At 66.8% G+C, this 18,597-nt stretch carries 19 protein-coding genes; 4 read left to right on the top strand and 15 right to left on the bottom strand.

The window, feature by feature from the left end:
- Positions 1-7: 7 nt before the first annotated feature.
- The 9 genes from folK to dacB form a co-directional block, all read right to left on the bottom strand.
- Positions 8-502, bottom strand: a complete 495-nt coding sequence (gene folK, locus GD628_RS06310) for a 2-amino-4-hydroxy-6-hydroxymethyldihydropteridine diphosphokinase (protein ID WP_152274130.1) — start codon at positions 500-502, stop codon at positions 8-10.
- A complete protein-coding gene (folB, locus tag GD628_RS06305) occupies positions 499-891 on the bottom strand; it encodes a dihydroneopterin aldolase (RefSeq protein ID WP_226802361.1) in 393 nt (130 codons plus the stop codon). Before folB ends, folK begins: the two co-directional genes overlap by 4 nt.
- 1 nt (position 892) lies before the next feature.
- Positions 893-1,798, bottom strand: coding sequence for a dihydropteroate synthase (folP, locus tag GD628_RS06300; RefSeq protein WP_091600794.1), 906 nt, complete (start codon positions 1,796-1,798; stop codon positions 893-895).
- Between the two features lie 9 nt (positions 1,799-1,807).
- A complete protein-coding gene (gene folE / locus GD628_RS06295) occupies positions 1,808-2,425 on the bottom strand; it encodes a GTP cyclohydrolase I FolE (RefSeq protein WP_091600795.1) in 618 nt (205 codons plus the stop codon).
- Positions 2,426-2,498: 73 nt separating this feature from the next.
- Complete coding sequence (gene ftsH / locus GD628_RS06290; RefSeq protein WP_091600796.1) at positions 2,499-4,565, bottom strand: ATP-dependent zinc metalloprotease FtsH; 2,067 nt, start codon at positions 4,563-4,565, stop codon at positions 2,499-2,501.
- Between the two features lie 264 nt (positions 4,566-4,829).
- Positions 4,830-5,381, bottom strand: a complete 552-nt coding sequence (gene hpt / locus GD628_RS06285) for a hypoxanthine phosphoribosyltransferase (protein WP_091600797.1) — start codon at positions 5,379-5,381, stop codon at positions 4,830-4,832.
- A gap of 35 nt (positions 5,382-5,416) precedes the next feature.
- Complete coding sequence (gene tilS / locus GD628_RS06280; RefSeq protein WP_152274253.1) at positions 5,417-6,445, bottom strand: tRNA lysidine(34) synthetase TilS; 1,029 nt, start codon at positions 6,443-6,445, stop codon at positions 5,417-5,419.
- Between the two features lie 91 nt (positions 6,446-6,536).
- Entirely contained in the window at positions 6,537-7,679 is a 1,143-nt protein-coding gene (locus GD628_RS06275) for a zinc-dependent metalloprotease (protein ID WP_091600798.1), read from the bottom strand.
- 172 nt (positions 7,680-7,851) lie between these two features.
- Positions 7,852-9,261, bottom strand: a complete 1,410-nt coding sequence (dacB, locus tag GD628_RS06270) for a D-alanyl-D-alanine carboxypeptidase/D-alanyl-D-alanine endopeptidase (protein WP_152274252.1) — start codon at positions 9,259-9,261, stop codon at positions 7,852-7,854.
- Positions 9,262-9,539: 278 nt separating this feature from the next.
- Here dacB and GD628_RS06265 point away from each other — a divergent pair, with 278 nt between their 5' ends.
- A complete protein-coding gene (locus tag GD628_RS06265) occupies positions 9,540-10,085 on the top strand; it encodes an inorganic diphosphatase (RefSeq protein WP_091600800.1) in 546 nt (181 codons plus the stop codon).
- Positions 10,086-10,225: 140 nt separating this feature from the next.
- On the top strand, positions 10,226-10,864 hold the full coding sequence (locus GD628_RS06260; RefSeq protein ID WP_152274129.1) for a hypothetical protein: 639 nt from the start codon (positions 10,226-10,228) through the stop codon (positions 10,862-10,864).
- Between the two features lie 3 nt (positions 10,865-10,867).
- Here the strand turns inward: GD628_RS06260 and GD628_RS06255 are convergent, their stop codons facing one another.
- Positions 10,868-11,713, bottom strand: coding sequence for an HAD family hydrolase (locus GD628_RS06255; RefSeq protein ID WP_152274128.1), 846 nt, complete (start codon positions 11,711-11,713; stop codon positions 10,868-10,870).
- Between the two features lie 128 nt (positions 11,714-11,841).
- Positions 11,842-13,110 carry a serine--tRNA ligase gene (gene serS / locus GD628_RS06250; RefSeq protein WP_152274127.1) on the bottom strand — a complete coding sequence of 423 codons (1,269 nt, stop codon included), beginning with the start codon at positions 13,108-13,110 and terminating at the stop codon, positions 11,842-11,844.
- 66 nt (positions 13,111-13,176) lie between these two features.
- On the opposite strand from serS, the gene GD628_RS06245 reads away from it, so the two are divergent.
- The gene (locus GD628_RS06245) at positions 13,177-14,292 is read left to right on the top strand and encodes a diacylglycerol/lipid kinase family protein (RefSeq protein ID WP_091600804.1); all 1,116 of its coding nucleotides are present in this window, start codon (positions 13,177-13,179) and stop codon (positions 14,290-14,292) included.
- Between the two features lie 4 nt (positions 14,293-14,296).
- Here GD628_RS06245 and GD628_RS06240 read toward each other — a convergent pair whose 3' ends face one another.
- From GD628_RS06240 to GD628_RS06225, 4 genes are all read right to left on the bottom strand, one after another.
- Entirely contained in the window at positions 14,297-14,578 is a 282-nt protein-coding gene (locus GD628_RS06240; RefSeq protein ID WP_091600805.1) for a hypothetical protein, read from the bottom strand.
- A 94-nt stretch (positions 14,579-14,672) separates the two neighbouring features.
- Complete coding sequence (locus GD628_RS06235; RefSeq protein ID WP_091600806.1) at positions 14,673-15,647, bottom strand: DNA topoisomerase IB; 975 nt, start codon at positions 15,645-15,647, stop codon at positions 14,673-14,675.
- Position 15,648: 1 nt separating this feature from the next.
- A complete protein-coding gene (gene pheA / locus GD628_RS06230) occupies positions 15,649-16,611 on the bottom strand; it encodes a prephenate dehydratase (protein WP_226802360.1) in 963 nt (320 codons plus the stop codon).
- Complete coding sequence (locus GD628_RS06225; protein WP_377955361.1) at positions 16,608-16,925, bottom strand: rhodanese-like domain-containing protein; 318 nt, start codon at positions 16,923-16,925, stop codon at positions 16,608-16,610. The genes pheA and GD628_RS06225 overlap by 4 nt, the downstream gene beginning before the upstream one ends.
- Positions 16,926-17,069: 144 nt before the next feature.
- Here GD628_RS06225 and GD628_RS06220 point away from each other — a divergent pair, with 144 nt between their 5' ends.
- Positions 17,070-18,497, top strand: coding sequence for an amidase (locus tag GD628_RS06220; RefSeq protein WP_152274126.1), 1,428 nt, complete (start codon positions 17,070-17,072; stop codon positions 18,495-18,497).
- Positions 18,498-18,597 lie beyond the last annotated feature (100 nt).

The raw sequence follows: 18,597 nt of genomic DNA, 5'->3' as shown, positions 1-18,597 counted from the left end.
GTGATACTCACTCCCCCTCGAAGAGTTCGACGCCGGACAGGTCGGCAGCGCGGGCAGCCAGGTCGGCCACCGGAACTCCTTCCAGCCTGGCGTCCGGATCCATCCAGGCCCAGGGCTGGAGCACAAACGCCCGCTCCGCCGCCCGCGGATGGGGCACCGTCAGGACCTCGTCATTGATCCGGCTGGAGCCGTAGGTGATGATGTCGACGTCGAGCGTCCGCGGCCCCCAGCGCACCTCACGCGTGCGGTGGTGCCGGTTTTCAATGTCATGGCAATGGTCCAGCAGGGCATGGGCGTCCAGGGTGGTTTCGAACTCGGCCACCAGGTTGAGGTAGTCCGGCTGGCCTGCCGGTCCGCCTACGGGAGCCGTACGCGCCACGGGTGAAACAGCCACGAGCTTCATACCCGGGTGGTCTGCCAGGGCGGCCACCGCATCAGCCAGCGTGCTGCGGGATTCCCCGAGGTTGCTGCCCAGTGCGAGGACGGTGCGCACGGCATTCATGCGCGTTCCCGGTGGATCTGGATTTCGACGTCGCCGAAGGGCACGGTGATGGGTGCGTGGGGTTTATGCACGGTGACGTCCACGGCCTCCACCACGCCGAAACCGGCCAGCACATGGTCAGCGATCCGCTCGGCGAGGGTTTCGATCAGGTTCACCGGATCCCCGGCAATCAGGGCGCAGACCTGCTCGGCAAGCTCACCGTAGTGCGCCGTCAGGGTCAGGTCGTCAGCGGCAGCGGCCGGGCGCAGGTCCGTGTACAGGACCAGGTCCACCGTGAATTCCTGGCCGTCCCGCCGCTCATGGTCGAAGACTCCGTGGTAGCCGGTTGCCTTCAGCCCGGACAGGCGGATCCGGTCGCGGACGGGCACCGGGGTCGCCGGGGTGGCCACGCTAACCCTGCCAGGCAGCGGCAACCTTGACCGCGTCCACGTTCGCAGCGACGTCGTGCACGCGGACGGCCCAGACGCCCTGGCTGGCAGCCAGCGCCGTGGTGGCCAGCGTGGCGCTGTCACGTTCGGCCGGCGGTGCGGCCTTGCCGGCAGTGGTCAGCAGGGAGCCGAGGAAGCGCTTGCGGGATGCACCGATCAGCACCTTGTGCCCCAGGACAGTCAGCCGGTCCACGTTGCGCAGCAGCGCCCAGTCGTGCTCGGAGTTCTTCGCGAAGCCCAGCCCCGGATCCAGGATGATCTGCTCCGGGGTAACACCGGCCTCGTAGAAGCGGTCCCGCAGCGTGGTGAGTTCGGCAATGACGTCTTCGACGACGTCGTCGTAGCTGGCCTTCGGATCCTGGCTGCGGACGCTGCCGCGGCTGTGCATGAGGATGTAGGGAACCTTGGTGCGGGCGATCAGTTCAGGCATCTCCGGGTCCAGTTCGAGCCCGGACACGTCGTTGATCAGGCCTGCCCCCGCCTCGATGGCCTTTTCCGCGGTGGAAGCGTTCATGGTGTCCACGCTGATCAGGGCTCCGGCCTTCGCGAGGGCCTCGACCACGGGCAGGATGCGGCGTTGTTCCTCCTCGGCGCTGATGCGTTCGGCGTCCGGCCGGGTGGATTCCCCGCCAACGTCGATGATGTCGGCGCCGTCGTAGTGCATCTTCAGTCCCGCGCGGATGGCGGCATCCGTGGTGTCATGCTCGCCGCCGTCGCTGAAGGAATCCGGCGTGACATTCAGGATTCCCATCACCAGGGTGCGGCCTTCGGGCAGGTCCTCGAAGCGCCGCTTCCGGGCTCCCGGCCGGATCACCGGCAGCGGATTGGTGGCGGGCCCGGTTCCGGGCGTGGCAGCTAGCGAATCCATCGAGTCGTCCTATCGTCCGAGTATCAGGCTCATTGCTTCTGCACGCGTGGCGGTTTCGCGCAGCTGGCCGCGCACGGCCGAGGTGACCGTCTTGGCACCGGGCTTACGCACGCCGCGCATCGACATGCAGAGATGTTCACATTCAATGACGACGATCGCGCCGACGGGCTGCAGGTTGTCCATCAGGGCGTCCACGATCTGCGTGGTGAGGCGCTCCTGGACCTGCGGCCGGCGGGCGTACACGTCAACCAGGCGGGCAAGCTTGCTCAGCCCGGTGACCTTGCCGTCGTGGGAGGGGATGTACCCGATGTGCGCCGAACCGTGGAACGGAACCAGGTGGTGCTCACAGGTGGAGTAGAAGGGGATGTCCTTGACCAGCACCATTTCCTCATGGTCCAGGTCAAACGTGGTGGCCAGCAGGTCCGAGGGACTCTGGTGCAGTCCGGCGAAGATCTCCGCGTAGGACTTCGCAACCCGGGCAGGGGTTTCCTTCAGTCCGTCGCGGTCAGGATCCTCCCCGATGGCAAGGAGGATTTCGCGCACCGCCCGGGCAATGCGGGGCTGGTCCACCTCGGAGGCCGTCTCTGTCAGCTCGGCCAGGCTCAGTTCATCGTCGAAATCCGTCACTGCACGATCCTACCGTGGACGCTGGAAGCGGCTGGACGGCCGGAGCAGCTGCTCCGGCCGTCCAGTCTTTCGGTTATTCGAGGTTCGAGGTGCCGGTGTGGCTGCCCCGGCCGCTGTTCTCAGGCTCCGGGAGCCCGTTGGCTGAGACGTCGAAGTCCTGCGGGATATCGGCGTCGGCAATCTGGTCCTGCGGTGCCACGGTATCCGGGCTGGGCTCGCCGGCGGCTGCGGCCTCTTCGCGTTCGCGCGGGGAAACCACCGGAGGAATGTCATGCACCGGGCGGGTGGGCTTGGAGAGCCACACTTCACGGACATCGCGCTTGCGCACGTCCCGGAACACGTCGGCGATCTCGGCCTGGTTCAGGGTCTCGCGCTCAAGCAGCTCCAGGGCCAGGCGGTCCAGCACGTCGCGGTTCTCGGTAAGGATCTGGTACGCCTCGTCGTGGGCGTTGTCCAGCAGGCGCCGGACTTCCTCATCCACCACGTACGCCACCTGGTCCGAGTAGTTCCGCTCCTGTCCCATGTCCCGGCCCAGGAAAGGTTCTCCCCCGCCGGAGCCGAGCTTCACGGAGCCGATCCGCTCGCTCATGCCGTACTGCGTGACCATCTTGCGGGCGGTGGCGGTGGCCTTCTCAATGTCATTCGAGGCGCCGGTGGACGGATCGTGGAAGACGATTTCCTCTGCGACGCGGCCGCCCATGGCGTAGGCCAGCTGGTCCAGCAGTTCGTTGCGGGTGACGGAGTACTTGTCATCCTGCGGAAGGACCATGGTGTAGCCCAGTGCGCGCCCGCGGGGCAGGATGGTCACCTTGGTCACCGGGTCGGTGTTGCGCAGGGCCGCGGCCACCAGGGCGTGGCCGCCTTCGTGGTACGCGGTGATCTTGCGCTCGAGTTCCTTCATGACGCGGCTGCGCTTCTGCGGTCCGGCGATCACGCGGTCGATCGCTTCGTCCAGCGCGCGGTCATCGATCAGCTGCGCGTTGGAGCGCGCGGTGAGCAGGGCGGCTTCGTTGAGGACGTTCGCCAGGTCCGCACCGGTGAAGCCGGGGGTCTTGCGGGCCACGCTCTCCAGGTCGACGCCGGGTGCCATGGGCTTGCCCTTGGCATGGACCTGCAGGATGTGGAGGCGGCCCTGCATGTCCGGAGCCTCGACGCCGATCTGCCGGTCGAAGCGGCCCGGGCGCAGCAGCGCGGGGTCCAGCACGTCCGGGCGGTTGGTGGCGGCGATCAGGATGACGTTGGTGTTGCCGTCGAAGCCGTCCATCTCGACCAGCAGCTGGTTCAGCGTCTGCTCGCGTTCGTCGTTGCCCCCGCCCACACCGGCGCCGCGGTGGCGGCCGACGGCGTCGATCTCATCAACGAAGATGATGGCCGGAGCGTTGTTCTTGGCCTGTTCGAAGAGGTCCCGGACACGGGAAGCACCCACGCCGACGAACATTTCGACGAAGTCCGAACCGGAGATTGAGTAGAACGGCACGCCGGCTTCACCCGCCACTGCGCGGGCCAGCAGGGTCTTGCCGGTTCCGGGAGGGCCGTAGAGCAGGACACCCTTGGGGATCTTGGCTCCCACGGCCTGGAACTTGGCCGGTTCCTTCAGGAATTCCTTGATTTCGTGGAGTTCCTCCACCGCTTCGTCAGCGCCGGCGACGTCCGCGAAGGTGACCTGCGGCATGTCCTTGTTGGTCAGCTTCGCCTTTGACTTGCCGAACTGCATGACCTTGGATCCGCCGCCCTGCATGCGGGTAAGCAGGAACCAGAAGATGAGGCCCAGGATGATGATGGGCAGGAACAGGCCCAGGAAGCTGGTGAACCAGTTCGTCTGGACAGGCTGGTCCGTAAAGCCGTCGACGTCGGAGTTGTTCACGGCCTCGACAATGTCATCGCCGCGGGCGGAGCCGAAGAAGAACTGGACGTTCTCGCCCTTGTCCTCATACGGTTCCCGCAGGGTGAGGTCCACACGCTGGTCGCCGTCGTAGATCTTTGCCTGTTCAACCTTGTTGTCAGCCAGCAGCTTCAGGCCAACGTTGGTATCAACCTGGGAAGCGCCGGAGGGGGCAAGGTTGGGAAGGATGATCAGCAGCGCGGCAAGAGCCAGCACGATCCAAATGATCGGTCCCTTGAAGAAGTTCTTGGATTTCATTCGTCGTCAGGGCAGATGCCCCGTCCCTCCTGATCAACAACGCTGATACTGCGCGGAATTCGTTGGCTAGCAATGTCTAGCTATACACCGTCTCCAAGAACCACACGGTTCAAAGGGCGCATTAGTTCCCTCAGGGCGTAGCCCGGTTCCGTGATTCCGCTCATGCGGCGGAGTGCGAAAAACCCGCCGGTCCGTGCCGGGCACCGGAGTGCGCCGGTAAGGACCAGCGGGTTCAGCAGGCGGGCTGACTGCCTGCCTGACGCTTTATTCGTAGACGTGGGGCGCCAGGGTGCCGATGAAGTCCAGGTTGCGGTACCTCTCGGCGAAGTCCAGGCCGTAGCCAACCACGAATTCGTTGGGGATCTCGTAGCCGACGTACTTCACGTCGATCTCAACCTTCGCTGCATCCGGCTTGCGCAGCAGCGTGCAGATCTCCACGCTCGCCGGTCCGCGGGACTGCAGGTTGGTGCGCAGCCAGGACAGGGTGAGGCCGGAGTCGATGATGTCTTCGACGATCAGCACGTGCTTGCCCAGCAGGTCAGTCTCAAGATCCTTCAGGATGCGGACAACGCCGGAGGACTGGGTGCCGGAGCCGTAGGAGGACACTGCCATCCAGTCCATGGAAACGTGGCTGTGCAGCGCACGGGACAGATCCGCCATGACCATGACGGCGCCCTTGAGCACGCCGACGAGCAGGATGTCGCGTCCGGCGTAGTCGCGGTCGATTTCCGCCGCCAGTTCCTTGATTCGCTCGGCAATCTGTTCCCTGGTGTAGAGAACGTGTTTGAGGTCTGACTGGACGTCGTGTGAATCCACGAATGGCTCCCGGGTACGAGATGTTGCAGCTGGACTTAGGCGCTGCTCTTTTTCCTAAAAACAAGATTGCCATAGCTTGGGCTGCCTTGGGGAACCGGCTTTGCCCGCACCTGCCTGTACGCGGAGACCTTGCCGGCCAGCTGCACCGGCCCGGCCGACCCCTCGCGGCGCAGCAGCGCCTCCACCGCGCGGACCCGCTCCCAGCTGGGACGGGCGGCTCCAAGCTCAGCTGCGGCGAGCGCCAGCACGCGCTGCCGCAGTGCCGGAGCCAGCTCGCGCAGGGCCTGTTCTGAGAGGAGGATCTCTTCCGGGTCGCTGCCGGCGGGAGGATTTCCGGCTTCGGCACGCAGCCGCTCGTAGGTTTCGGCGGCCTGGGCGTCCAGGTAGTCGGCGTCCTGGGCGAGGATCCGGGAACTGCGGAAGAGCGCTTCGGCGATTCCGGGGCCCAGTTCGGCTTCGAGGAACGGCAGTACCGAGGTCCGCACACGGGAGCGCGCGAAGGACGGGTCAGCGTTGGTGGGGTCGTACCAGGGATCCAGCTCCTGCGCGGCGCAGATCTCTTCGACTTCTTCCCGGCGCAGGCCCAGGAACGGGCGCAGATAGATTCCGCGCCGCGCGGGCATGCCGGCAAGGGAACGCGTTCCGGATCCCCGGGCGAGGCCGAGGAGGACCTGTTCAGCCTGGTCATCGAGTGTGTGGCCGAGCAGCACGGCGTCCGCTCCCGCCGCGGCGGCAGCGGCGTCGAGCGCTTCATAGCGCACGGTGCGGGCCGCGGCCTCCGGGCCCATGCCGGATTCCGGAACGTCCACCCGGTGGACGGTAACCGGGTCAAGTCCCATGCCGCGCAGCTTCGCGGCCGCGGTTTCGGCGATGACCGCCGATCCCGGCTGCAGGCCGTGATCGACAACGGCGGCGCCCACCGCGTAGTCTCCGCGGCGGTGAAAGAACGACGCCGCTTCCGCCAGGGCAAGCGAGTCCGGGCCGCCGCTGCAGGCCACCAGCAGCACCGGCGGGCTGGCCGGATTGGGCGCCAGGCCGGCGTCGCGCAGGAAATCCTTCAGCATGGCGCGTGCCTTGCCGAGGGTGGGGTTCAGGCGGCGCCGCGCCCGCACTGCCGGAACCAGGGGGTGCATTGGGGTCTCGCTCACGTGCTGCCTAGAGTCCCATCCGCTTGATCCAGAGGTCCGGGTTGTGGATTTCCGCCTCGGTGGGCAGGTTCCCTGCCTCTTCCCAGACCCGGTTGAACCCTTCCATGCCCACCTTGTCCACCACTGCGCGGACAAACTTCGATCCGTCTGCGTACTGCCGCATCTTGGCATCGAGACCCATGACGCGGCGGAAGAACTTGTCCAGCCAGCCGCGGTTGATGCCGCGGTCGTTGAAGCGGCGGCGAATGGTCTTGACGCTGGGGATGATGCTGGCGTCCACTGCGTCCATGACCACGTTGGCGTGGCCTTCCAGAAGGCTCATCACGGCCGTGACGTGGGACAGGCGTGCCTTGTCCGCCGGGTCCTGCAGCAGGGTCAGGACATCCAGCTGGCGCTCCGGAACGCCGTCGGCCGGGGTCTCGTCCCTGCCGCCGGCGGCAGCGGAGAGCTGCTTGGCCATTGAACTGATCCGTTCCGGCAGGGTCTGCGCCTTGTCCATCAGTCCTGTGCTCAGCAGCCGGATCTGCTCCAGCAGGTGGTCCCGCAGCCACGGGGCCGCGGCGAACTGCACGCGGTGGGTCTGTTCGTGCAGGCAGACCCAGAGCCGGAAGTCGGACGGCTCTACGTTCAGTTCCTGTTCGGTGCTGATGATGTTGGGGGCGACGAGCAGCAGGCGGCCGCCCTTTTTGCCCGGGCTGTCCGGAGCCAGGGCCGCAAACGGGTCATACTGGCCCAGCACCTTGCTGGCCAGGAACGCCAGGACGGCGCCGAGCTCGGCCCCCGTAACGGTACCGGCAACAGCGGTATTGGTGGCCTTGACGGCTTCCGGCCTGGTTTCGGCCAGATGCTCCAGCATCGGGTTCATCAGCGCGGCGAAGCTCTGCGAGTTGGCCTTGGCCCAGGACGCCCGGTCCACGATCAGGACCTGCGAGTCGCGCAGGTCCTCCGCGGCGTCCAGCCCGGTGATGCGGTGGACGTGGGCTACGGACTCATCCGCCAGCCGGCGCAGGTCCGCGACGGCGGCCTGGATTTCGCGGCGGCTCATCTTGGGCCCCGGGGCCACGAGGGTGGCGGCGGTGGCAGCGGCGAAGTCCCAGTTCACCAGTCGCGCGGCGTTTGAGTTGCTCAGGTGCTGCTGGTTGCTCTCCATTGGTCCATTCGATCACAGGGACGCCGCACTGCGCTCCCGCAGCCGTTCCAAGATCCCCCGAGAGGCCAGTTACGGCTCGTTTGAGGGGGTGGAGTCATACGGGCCGTAACTGGCCTGTCGATCGGTTTGGGGCGGCCGGGGAGGGAGTATGCGGCAGGACCGGCGGCAGGACTCAGCGGCAGCCGCAGGCGGCCAGCACCGCAGCAGCGTTGTCCACGGCAGCGCGGGCCTCGGCGGTATTGCCGTCCAGGCCCCGCGCCACGAGCGTAAAGGACAGCAGCCGCCCGTCAGCGTCCGTCACGTAGCCGCCCAGGGCCGTCACGGCGCGCAGCGTTCCGGTCTTGGCGCGCACCAGGCCGGCTGCGGCCTCGTCGCCGTACCTGCCCTGCAGCGTACCGCTGAGTCCGGCAACGGGCAGCCCCCGTGCAACTGCGCGCAGTCCGTCATCGCCGGTGGTCAGGACGGCGCGGACAGTCTCTTCCAGCTGGCGGGCAGTGACAGAGTTCTCCGCCGCCAGCCCGGAGACGTCCGCAAGCGACATTCCGGCCGTATCCACGCCCAGGCGGGCGATCTCGGCTGCCACCGTTTCGGCCGCGCCGGCAAAATCCGCCTCCCGGCCGGACGCCTTCGCGGCTGAGCGGCCCAGGGCCTCGGCCAGGTAGTTGTCCGAAACCAGCAGCATCTGCTCCACCTGTTCGGCCACGGTGGCCGACTCGACTACGGCCAGTTCCTGCGAACCGGCCGGTGCAGTTCCACGGTCCACTCCGTCCGCAACCGTGATCCCCTGCGCTTGCGCGGACACGGCCAACGCGTCCCGGAACGCTGTGCCGGCTGCGAGCGCTGCGTCGTCGGTACGTTCCCCGCCCTGCCGCGTCTCGTCCGCCCAGGCTGAATTGACCGCCAGGGCGTACACCGGGGCAATCTCCCCGGCTGCGACGTCGGCCTCGTTCCAGGCGCCGGACAGTGCCGGCCCGGTAAACAGGGAGTCATCGACCTGCACGCGGACGGTCCCCGCATCCGGCCCCAGCTCCTGCAGCGCCTCCGCTGCCAGCGTGGCCAGGCCTGCATGGCCGACGACGCCGTCCTCCCGGGAGTCTCCGCTGCCCAGCAGTACGTCGCCGCCCCCGCGCAGGGTCAGCACGGTTTCCCCATCCTCCCTGGCCGCGTAGACAGCGGTTTCAAAACGGGAATCCGGGTCCAGGGTCCGCACAACGGCGGCAGCGGTAAGGATTTTGAGGGTGGAGGCGGGCATGCCGGATGCCTCCGGGCTGCGTTCATAGAGCACAGTGCCCGTGAGCGCGTCGGAGACCACCGCCGAGACGGTGCCGGGTCCTTCGAAGGCCAGTTCGGCGTCGAGCAGGGAACCCAGCACCGCGGCATCGGGGACCGGCGCGGCCGGGTCCAGGGGCGTGATGAAGGGGTTGGCGGTCAGCTGTGCCGGCGGACGCTGGTGGGTGGGCACTGCGCTTTGGCGTTCAGGGGCGGCGCCGGTAAGGGCTTTGACCACCGGCGGACCGGCGTAGACGGCAACGGGAACCAGCAGGAGGGCAAAGGCAAGCAGCAGGGCAATGCCGGAGAACATCCTCGCCAAAGCCCACCATTTCCTTATTTTTCCGTGCCTGGTTCCCCAGGTTCCGCCTGCTGCGGCGGGTATTTGGGCAGCTGGAAACGCCGGGAAACCCGCCAGTGCCTCAGGACATATATCTTTAACACTAGACCGGCGCAGTGAACCAAACGGACATTCCCAAAGGGACGGGGGAATTCCGGCTGCGTCCATCCTCGCAAAGTGCATGTGCCATGCACGATCTTCTCTGTCCGTTTGACCGGCCCTTTTACGTGGCCGCACCCCTAGGAGCCGTTATGAAACTCGACGTAACGATCGAGATCCCCAAGGGATCCCGCGTCAAGTACGAAATCGACCACGAGACGCACCGCCTGCGCCTGGACCGTGTGCTGTTCACTTCCATGCAGTACCCCACGCACTACGGCTACTTCGAGAACACCCTCGGCGAAGACGGCGATCCGCTGGACGCCATGGTCATGCTGCAGGACTTCGACCTGATCCCGGGCGTGCTGGTTGAATCCCGCCCGATCGGCGTCTTCAACATGGTTGACGACGGCGGCGGAGACGCCAAGGTCCTCTGCGTTCCCGTTGACCCCCGTTTCGACCACATCCAGGACATTTCCGACGTGTCGGATTTCCTGCTGGACGAAATCAAGCACTTCTTCACCAAGTACAAGGACCTGGAGCCCGGCAAGTGGGTAGAGGCCGCTGACTGGGAAGGCCGCGAAGCCGCCGAGGCCGAGGTTGAAGCTTCCCTGGCACGCTTCGAAGCCCAGGGCGAGGAGCGCGAAGAGGACGAGCCGCAGGGCCGCGACGTGGACGCAAACCCGGAGAACAACTAAGGGTTAGCCTCTCCCAACGAGATGACAGAAACTGCACGTACCAGCGCTGGTACGTGCAGTTTCTGTCATCTGGAGGGAAAGGACGGCACGCCGCAACCGATATCGGTTGTCCGGCGCGGTTGCTCTGCCATGCTGATGCCATGCATTTTGTGCTGACCATCAACCAGCGGGACTCCCGCGAAGCAGGGGACCAGGTTCCGGAGCTGGTGCGCTCACTGCGGCACATTCCCGCCGCAGTGGATTTCCAGCGGTCCGTGGGCGATGAGGCGCAGGGCATCCTGGCCCATCCCTCGGCAGCGGTTGATGCGGCACTGATTGCCATCCGGGCCCGCCGCTGGAACGTGGGAATCGGCGTCGGCGAACTCCTCCGCCCGCTCCCGGAGGACGTGCTGCAGGCGGAGGGGTTTGGCCTGGTCTACGCGCGCCGGGCAGTGGAACGCGCGCAGCGCTCCGGCGACCGTATTCCGCTGGCCGTGGAGGGGCCCGACGCCGAAGTGGCCTCTGAGGCGGAAGCGGTGCTGCGACTGCTGGGCATGATCGTTGCCAGCCGGACGACGGCGGAGTGGAAGGTCCTGGACCTGATGACTCCCGGAGCCCGGGGACAGCAGAAGTACGTCGCGCAGGAACTTGGCATCACGGCCCAGGCTGTCAGCAAGGCCGTGGTGCGCTCCCACTGGGTGGAGGAATGGGCCACACGGCCCGCGGCTGCCCGCCTGCTGGACCTGGTGGCCGGCCCGGTCTCGCTGCCGCCCGCTCCCCTGCCCTATGCGGCCAGGTAGGCGCTAGCGCGGATCGAGCAGGCTGCGCAGGACCTTGGCGGCGCCGTCCTCATAGACCGAACCGGTCACCTCGGTGGCGGCGGAGAGCACTTCCTCCGGGGACTGGCCCATGGCGACGCCGCGCGCCGCCCAGGACAGCATCTCGATGTCGTTGCGGCCGTCGCCCACGGCAACGGTGTGCAGCGGGTCGATATCCAGACGGCGGCGGACCTGTTCCAGGGCCGAAGCCTTGGTCACTCCGGCTGCGGCGATGTCCAGCCAAGCGGTCCAGCCCACCGAATAGGTCACTCCGTGCAGGCCGATCGCGGCCACGGCGTCGCCGAACTCCTCGGCGGTGCTGTCGGTGCTGAAGACCACCACGCGCACGGCCTTGCTCTCGCGCAGGTACTCGAAGTCCACTGCCTGTGCTTCCGCGCCGAAGCTGGCGTCCTGGAAGCGTTCAGTGGAAAGGAAACGTCCCTCGTGGTCTTCCAGGGCGAATTTTGCGGTGGGCAGTGACACGCGCAGGGCGTCCAATGCAGGACGCGGGTCGAAGACCACCCGGTCCACAACTTCATAGCCGTCCGGCAGGGAAGTGTCGATCGAGAGGGTAACGCCTCCGTTGGAGCAGACGGAGTATCCCTCGGTGAGCCCAATGCGTTCAAGGATGGGAAGCGCGGCACCAAAAGAGCGGCCGGTGGAAATGACCAGGTGGTGTCCGGCGTCGATCGCGTCCCTGGCCGCGGACCGGACGTTGGGGGACATGTGTCCGTCGTGGTCCACCAGGGTTCCGTCGACGTCCAGGGCGATGAGGTGTTTGCTGACTGTGTTGAACCGGTCTTCGGTGCCGGCTGAAGTGAGAGTTGTCATCGATTCATATAAACAGAAGCGGGTAAATACCGGTAGGACGCGGTTCACACTGAGCTCAAACAGCAGGTGAACTCTTTTCGGGGACCGTCCTGCCCCGCGTTCGCGCAGGGGCAGGACGGCCACGCAGGCTACTGGACGGGCAGGACTTCCAGGCCGCCCAGGTAGGGCTGCAGTGCCTTCGGAACGTTGACCGAGCCGTCCGGGTTCTGGTGGTGCTCCAGGATGGCGACGATCCAGCGCGTGGTGGCCAGCGTGCCGTTCAGCGTGGCCACAGCGCGGGTCTTGCCGTCCTGGCGTTCGCGGATGTTCAGCCGGCGGGCCTGGAACGTGGTGCAGTTCGAGGTGGAGGTCAGCTCGCGGTAGGCGCCCTGTGTGGGAACCCAGGCTTCGCAGTCATACTTGCGGGCTGCGGACATGCCCAGGTCTCCGGCGGCCGTTTCGATGACGCGGTAGGGCAGCTCCACCTTGGCGAGCATTTCCTCTTCCCAGGCCAGCAGCCGCTGGTGTTCGGCGGCGGCTTCCTCGACGGAGGTGTAGGTGAACATTTCCACCTTGTTGAACTGGTGCACGCGGATGATTCCGCGGGTGTCCTTACCGTGGGATCCGGCTTCGCGGCGGTAGCAGGAAGACCAGCCAGCATAGCGGACGGGCCCGGCACTGAGGTCCATGATCTCGTCGGAGTGGTAGCCGGCCAGCGGAACCTCGGACGTTCCCACCAGGTACAGGTCGTCTTCGGCGAGGCGGTAGATCTCGGCGTCGTGTGCCACGTCGAAGCCCGTGCCCTGCATGGTCTCGGGACGGACCAGTGTGGGGGTAATCATGGGGATGAAGCCGGCCTTGACCGCCTGGTCCATGGCCATCTGCAGCAGGGCCAGCTCCAGGCGCGCTCCCACGCCGCGCAGGAAGTAGAACCGGGATCCGGAAACCTTGGCGCCGCGTTCCATGTCGATCGCACCAAGCATTTCGCCCAGTTCGAGGTGGTCCCGCGGAGTGAAGCCCTCGGCGTCGAAGTCCCGGGGGGTTCCCACGGTCTTCAGGACCGTGAAGTCATCTTCGCCGCCGGCGGGCACGCCGTCCTCGACGACGTTGGCGACGCGGCGGACCAGGGCCTCCTGCTCGGCCTGCACTGCGTCGGCTTCGGTGCCTGCAGCCTTGACGGCGGCAGCCAGTTCCTTCACCTCTGCCAGCAGTGCCTGCTTCTCCTCGCCCTTGGCCTGGGCAACGCGCTTGCCGAAGGCATTCTGCTCGGCGCGCAGGGTCTCATAGCGGGTGCGGGTCTCGCGCCGGCGGGCATCCGCGGAAATGATCGCGTCCACCAGCTCCGGATCGGCCAGCCGTGCGCGCTGGGATGCTCGGAACTTCTCAGGGTTTTCTCGCAGCTCATTTACATCGATCACGTCTCAAGAGTACCGAAAACACCTTCCGGGGCCCGCACGCTGACCGGAGGCTATCCTGAAACCACCATGCCCGCCGAAATCGCCGTACTCCTGCTCATTGCGGCCACTGCCGTCCTCGCCTCGATCGCCACCTGGCAGGTGACCTCGCGGCGGCACCGGCGGCAGGCGGCGGCGGACCGGATTACCCGCCCCGTCGCGTCGGCGAGCCAGCGGGTGGCCGTGGTGATCAACCCGATCAAGGCGCAGGCAGCGGAAGCGGAAGCCGCACTGGCAGCCGCATGCGAAATGGCCGGCTGGGAACCACCGCTGGTTTTCGAGACAACCGTGGATTCCCCCGGCTACCGGCAGGCGCAGGACGCGCTGGCGGCGGGGGCCGACGTCGTACTGGCCGCCGGCGGTGACGGCACCGTCCGGGAGGTGGCACGGGCACTGGCCCACCAGCGTGCGGCGATGGGACTGCTGCCGCTGGGAACCGGCAACCTGCTGGCCCGGAACCTGGGCGTGGCCGTCAATGACCTGTCCGGAAGCATCCAGGCCGCACTGCACGGGTCCGAACGGCGGATAGACATGGGCCGGGTGGAGCTTGAGAATGCACGCACCGGTGCCCGTTCAGCCAGCAATTTCCTGGTCATGGGCGGGATCGGACTGGACGCGGAAGTCATTGCGGCAACCCGGGATGACCTGAAGCGCCGGGTGGGGTGGCTGGCCTACAGCGAGGCCGGTATCCGGCTGCTGCCCGGGCCGAGGCGGCGGATGAGGATCCAGCTCGACGGCGCCCCGGGCCAGGTTCGCAAGGTCCGCAGCGTGCTGTTCGCCAACACCGGGAAGCTGCCGGCCGGAATCGACTTCATTCCAACCGCCGCCCTGGATGACGGGATGCTGGACATTGTGGTCCTCACGCCCCGCACGGTCCTGGGGTGGCTGGCAGTAGCGGGCAAGGTCGTGACCCGGAACCGGAGGGAGATCTCACTGATCGAATACACCCGGGCCCGGAAGGTCACCGTGAGCACCGAGGAGCCGATCATTACCCAGCTTGACGGCGACCTGACCGGCGCCGCGACGCGCGTGAGCGTCAGCGTCGATCCGCGTTCCCTGCTCGTGCGGGCTCCGGATACAGAAACCGGCCCGGCCGCCGTGGGTGGCGGACGGACCGGTGCATTCAGGCGCTTCGGCGCTGCGTAGCCGCCTAGTCCTGCGTGCCTTCTGAATCGGTGTAGCTGCCTTCGGTTTCTGCAGCGTTGTGGGAGGTCGACGGCGGCTGCTTGCGGCCGTCGGCGTCGGTGTATTCGCCTTCTTCGTGTTTCACGGATGCCGGGGAGGCCTGTTCGCGGATGAGCTCCTGCTCTTCGGCGAAGCGGAGGTCATTGCCCTGGTCGCCAATGTCTCCGCGGTAGTTGTCATCACCGCTGGCCTGCCCGCTGGGCTTGGGGTTGGTGAGCTGCTCGTCTTCGTTCGTGTACTCGCTCATGGTCCGCCTTTCGCATTGATGGCTTCTCCCGCCGGCAGCCGGTGCCGTCGGTCTATAAGCATACTTACCATAAACCGAGGCGGTTTTTCGCGGGTTATTCGCTCAGCATTTCCCGCACGGCTGTCTCGGAGGCGGAGTAGCCGGCCACTGGAATGACCTCGCCGTCCAGGAACCTGTCAACCAGGCGTGGGTCGACGTAGGACTTCCGCGCGACGGCCGGAGTGTTGCCCAGCCGTTCAGCAACCTCCCGGATGGTCTGAGCCACGGCCTGCTGCTGGGCGCGCTTGGTTGACGCCGTCCGTGCGGCCCGGGCAAAGCCCATGGCGGCCGAGACGGTGGCCTGCCAGGTACGGAAATCCTTGGCACTGAAATCTCCGGCAGTGACCTCCCGGAGGAAACCGTTCAGCTGGGAGGCGTCAATACTGTGCCACTGCCCGTCTACGCCCACGTAGGCGAGCGCAGTGTCCGGTTCCGGACGCCGGAGCATTGGCACGAGCGCAGCCACCAGGTCCTCGTCCTCGAGTTCAACGTGCCATTCCTGGCCGCTTTTGCCCGGGAAGTCCAGCAGCAGGCGGGAGTCCTCCACCGTAACGTGCTCCACCCGCAGCGTGGTGGTCCCGTAGGAGCCGTTCATTTCCGCGTACCGGGATCCGCCCACCCGCAGGGCCCCGGAATCGACGATCCGCAGGGCTGCGGCCAGTGCACGTTCGGGACCGTTGCCGTCCGAGCGGAGGTACTTGGTGATAATCCGGCGGGCGGATGGCAGGGCCTGGGCGAATTCAAGGGCGCGGTCGAACTTCTCCCGGTCCTTCATCTCTCGCCAGTGCGGATGGTAGATGTACTGCCGCCGGCCGGCACCGTCCTGGCCGGTGGCCTGGATATGGCCGTTGGCGTAAGGGCTGATCCAGACGTCCTGCCAGGCCGGCGGAATGGCGAGGGAGCGGATCCGGCGCAGCTCGGCCGGATCCTTCAACACCTCACCCTTCAACCCGCGGTAGCTGAACCCCTTGCCCCACCGCAGGCGGGTGTAGCCGGGATGTTCGCAGTTACTGCGTCGCAGCCGTGGCACGTCAGCCGTTAATCAGGGATTCGAGCCACTGGTCCGCCGCCTCGAAGGCCGGATCGGAGGTGTGCGGCAGGACGTGGGCGCGGCGGTGGTCCGCGCGCGGATAGGAGCCCAGGAACCTGAGTTCCGGGGACACCCGGTGCAGACCTTTCAGCGCGTCCGCCACCCGGGCGTCAAAAATGTGCCCGTCAACGTCGATGCTGAAGAAGTAGTCCCCAAGAAAGGCTCCGGTGGGTCGGGACTCAATTCGGCTGAGGTTCACGCCCCGGGTGGAGAACTGGTCCAGGATCTCCATCAGTGCGCCCGGGCGGTCCTCAGGCAGGGGAATGACCACGGTGGTCTTGTCCGCGCCCGTGGGTTCCGGCAGCAGCCCGGGCAGGCTGATCAGGATGAATCGGGTAACGGCGTCGGAAACGTCCCCAATGTCCCGGGCAACCACGTTCAGCCCCAGGCGGGAGGCAACCAGAGGGGAGCAGATCGCGGCATCGAAGCCGGAGGAGTCATCCTGGAGTCCGACGGCGGCGGCTGCTGTCGAGGAGGCCGGGAGATATTCCGCCTTCGGAATATTCATTTCCGCCCAATTGCGGCACTGCGCCCAGGCATGGCTGTGGGTCGAGACCCGGCGGACGTCGTCGAGCTCAATACCCGGGCGGACCGCCAGCACGAAGGTGATGGGCACAAGGATTTCCCGCAGGATCCTCAGCGGCTGGCCAATGGAGATGGCATCCAGCGTGGCGCTGACGCCGCCTTCCACGGAGTTTTCGATCGGCACCACCGCAGCGTTTGCATGCCCGGACCGGACCATCTCCAGTGCAGACGTGACGCTGGTGGAGGGGATCCTCACCGCTTCATCGGCTCCGGGGACCTGCAGGAGGGCCGCTTCGGTGAAGGTTCCCTCCGGCCCAAGGTAGGTGTAGACCATGGTTCCCGGGAGCTTGGGCGGCCCGGGGGTGCCCTCAGGACTCATACGACGGTCGGTTCTTGTCCGTTGTCGGAGACCATTTCCTTGCCGGCTTCGAGCCAGGCACCCATCCCGCCGTTGACGTTGACCGCGGAGTAGCCGTGGGATTCAAGCCACTGGGTTGCCCGTGCGCTGCGCCCGCCGGTCCGGCAGATAACGGCCAGGTCCTGGTCCGGATCAAGGTCATCGAGGCGGTCCGGCAGCTGGTCCAGCGGGATGTGCACGGCGTTCGGAATATGCCCTGCTTCCCACTCATAGTCTTCGCGGACATCCAGGATCCGGGCGCCTTCGCCAATCGTGTCCACAGAAACGCTTTCCATCTCGCTCACACTTCCTCACAGTCTCTGCACCGGGTCTGATCAGGCGCGGAACCAACCCGCTGCGGGGGCGTGCGCGCCGTTTATCCCAGCCTATAGTGGGATGCACCGCCAGAGAACAAAGCCGCCCGCGCCCCGGAGGTAACAATGCCCAATGGTCCAGCCGTCCCGCCCCGGCCCGGAACCCTTCCCGGGGAGGGCATCGGCGCCCTGAGCGCACTCGCACTGCGGGATGCCCTGGCCCGCGGGGAGGTTTCGGCGCGGGAGGCCACGGAGTACTTCCTGGGACGCATCGAGGCACTGAATCCGGAACTTGGCTCCTTCATCACCGTCACCGCGGATGCGGCGCTGGCTGAGGCACGGCAGGCCGACGACGCCCTGGCCGCCGGACGCCCGCCGGGAATCCTGCACGGCATGCCGCTGGCGCATAAGGACCTCACCGACGTCGCCGGCGTCCCCACGACCATGGGCAGCGCCGCAGTGCCGCCGGTACCCGCCGGGGCGGACGGACCGCTGCCTGCAGTGCTGCGGGCAGCGGGTGCGATCAGCCTGGGCAAAACCCAAGTGCCGGAATTCGGCCTCAGCAGCTACAGCGAGAACCTCGTTGCACCGCCGGCCCGGAACCCCCTGGACCCGGCGCTCAGCCCGGGCGGCTCTTCCGGCGGCAGCGCGGCCGCCGTCGCCGCGCGCATGCTGCCTTTCGCTCCGGGGACCGACGGCGGCGGTTCAGTGCGCATCCCGGCCGCCGCCACCGGTCTGGTGGGCCTGAAGCCGAACCGCGGCAGGGTGCCCTCCGGCGGCGGCCAGCGTGACCTGGGCCAGTTCGTGGTTGCGGGGCCGCTGGCACGGACAGCCGCGGACGCCGCCCTCCTGCTCGATGCCATGGTGGCGGAACCGAACCATCATGCCACCAGCGCCCCGCCGGCAGCCGGCTCGTTCCTGCAGGCTGCACTGCGGGCCGAGGGAAGGTTCCGGATCGGCGTCAGCACACGTTCTCCCTTCGAATCCCGCCTGGACATTGCACTGGATCCGGCGGCGGTGCTGGCACTGGAGGCCGGCATCGTGGCACTGACCGGGGCGGGGCACGATGTATCAGAAGCCGACGTCCACTACGACGAGCGGTACCCGGAAGCGTTCGAGCTGGTGTGGACCGCACCGCTGGCCAACATCCCGCTGCCGCCGGAGGGAGAGCAGCACCTCACGCCGCTGACCGCCGGGATGCGCCGTCGTTCCCTGCAGCGCTCCGCTGCGGACCTGGCCGGGGCCATCGACGTGCTGCGCGGGTTCGAAGAGGAAACCATTTCCCAGTTCGCCGCCTGGGACATGATCCTCACCCCGACCGTCGCCATGACACCGCGGCCCATCGGCTGGTACTGGTCCGGGGATGCCGCGGAAGACTACGCACTTCAGTGCCAATACTCTCCGTTCACCTCAATGGTGAACGTCTGCGGACTGCCCGCCGTCACCATCCCCGTCTATGTGACCGCCGAAGGCCTGTCCATGGGTGTGCAGCTGATCGGACAGCCGGGGGCAGAGGCAGACCTGCTGGCGGTGGCAGCCCAGCTGGGTCCATAACAGGCAGAGCCTTCATCGGAAGCCTTTTTGTCCAGCATGCGGACAAATATGCCGTTTTGACGGTGACAATGACCACATACACTTGCATGGAAGCCGGTAA

Origin of the sequence: Arthrobacter koreensis, assembly GCF_009193255.1 — a bacterium.
Taxonomy (GTDB): Bacteria; Actinomycetota; Actinomycetes; order Actinomycetales; family Micrococcaceae; genus Arthrobacter_B; species Arthrobacter_B koreensis.
The sequence above is the reverse complement of the archived record's forward strand: the minus strand, read 5'-3'. Positions and strand labels throughout refer to the sequence as shown.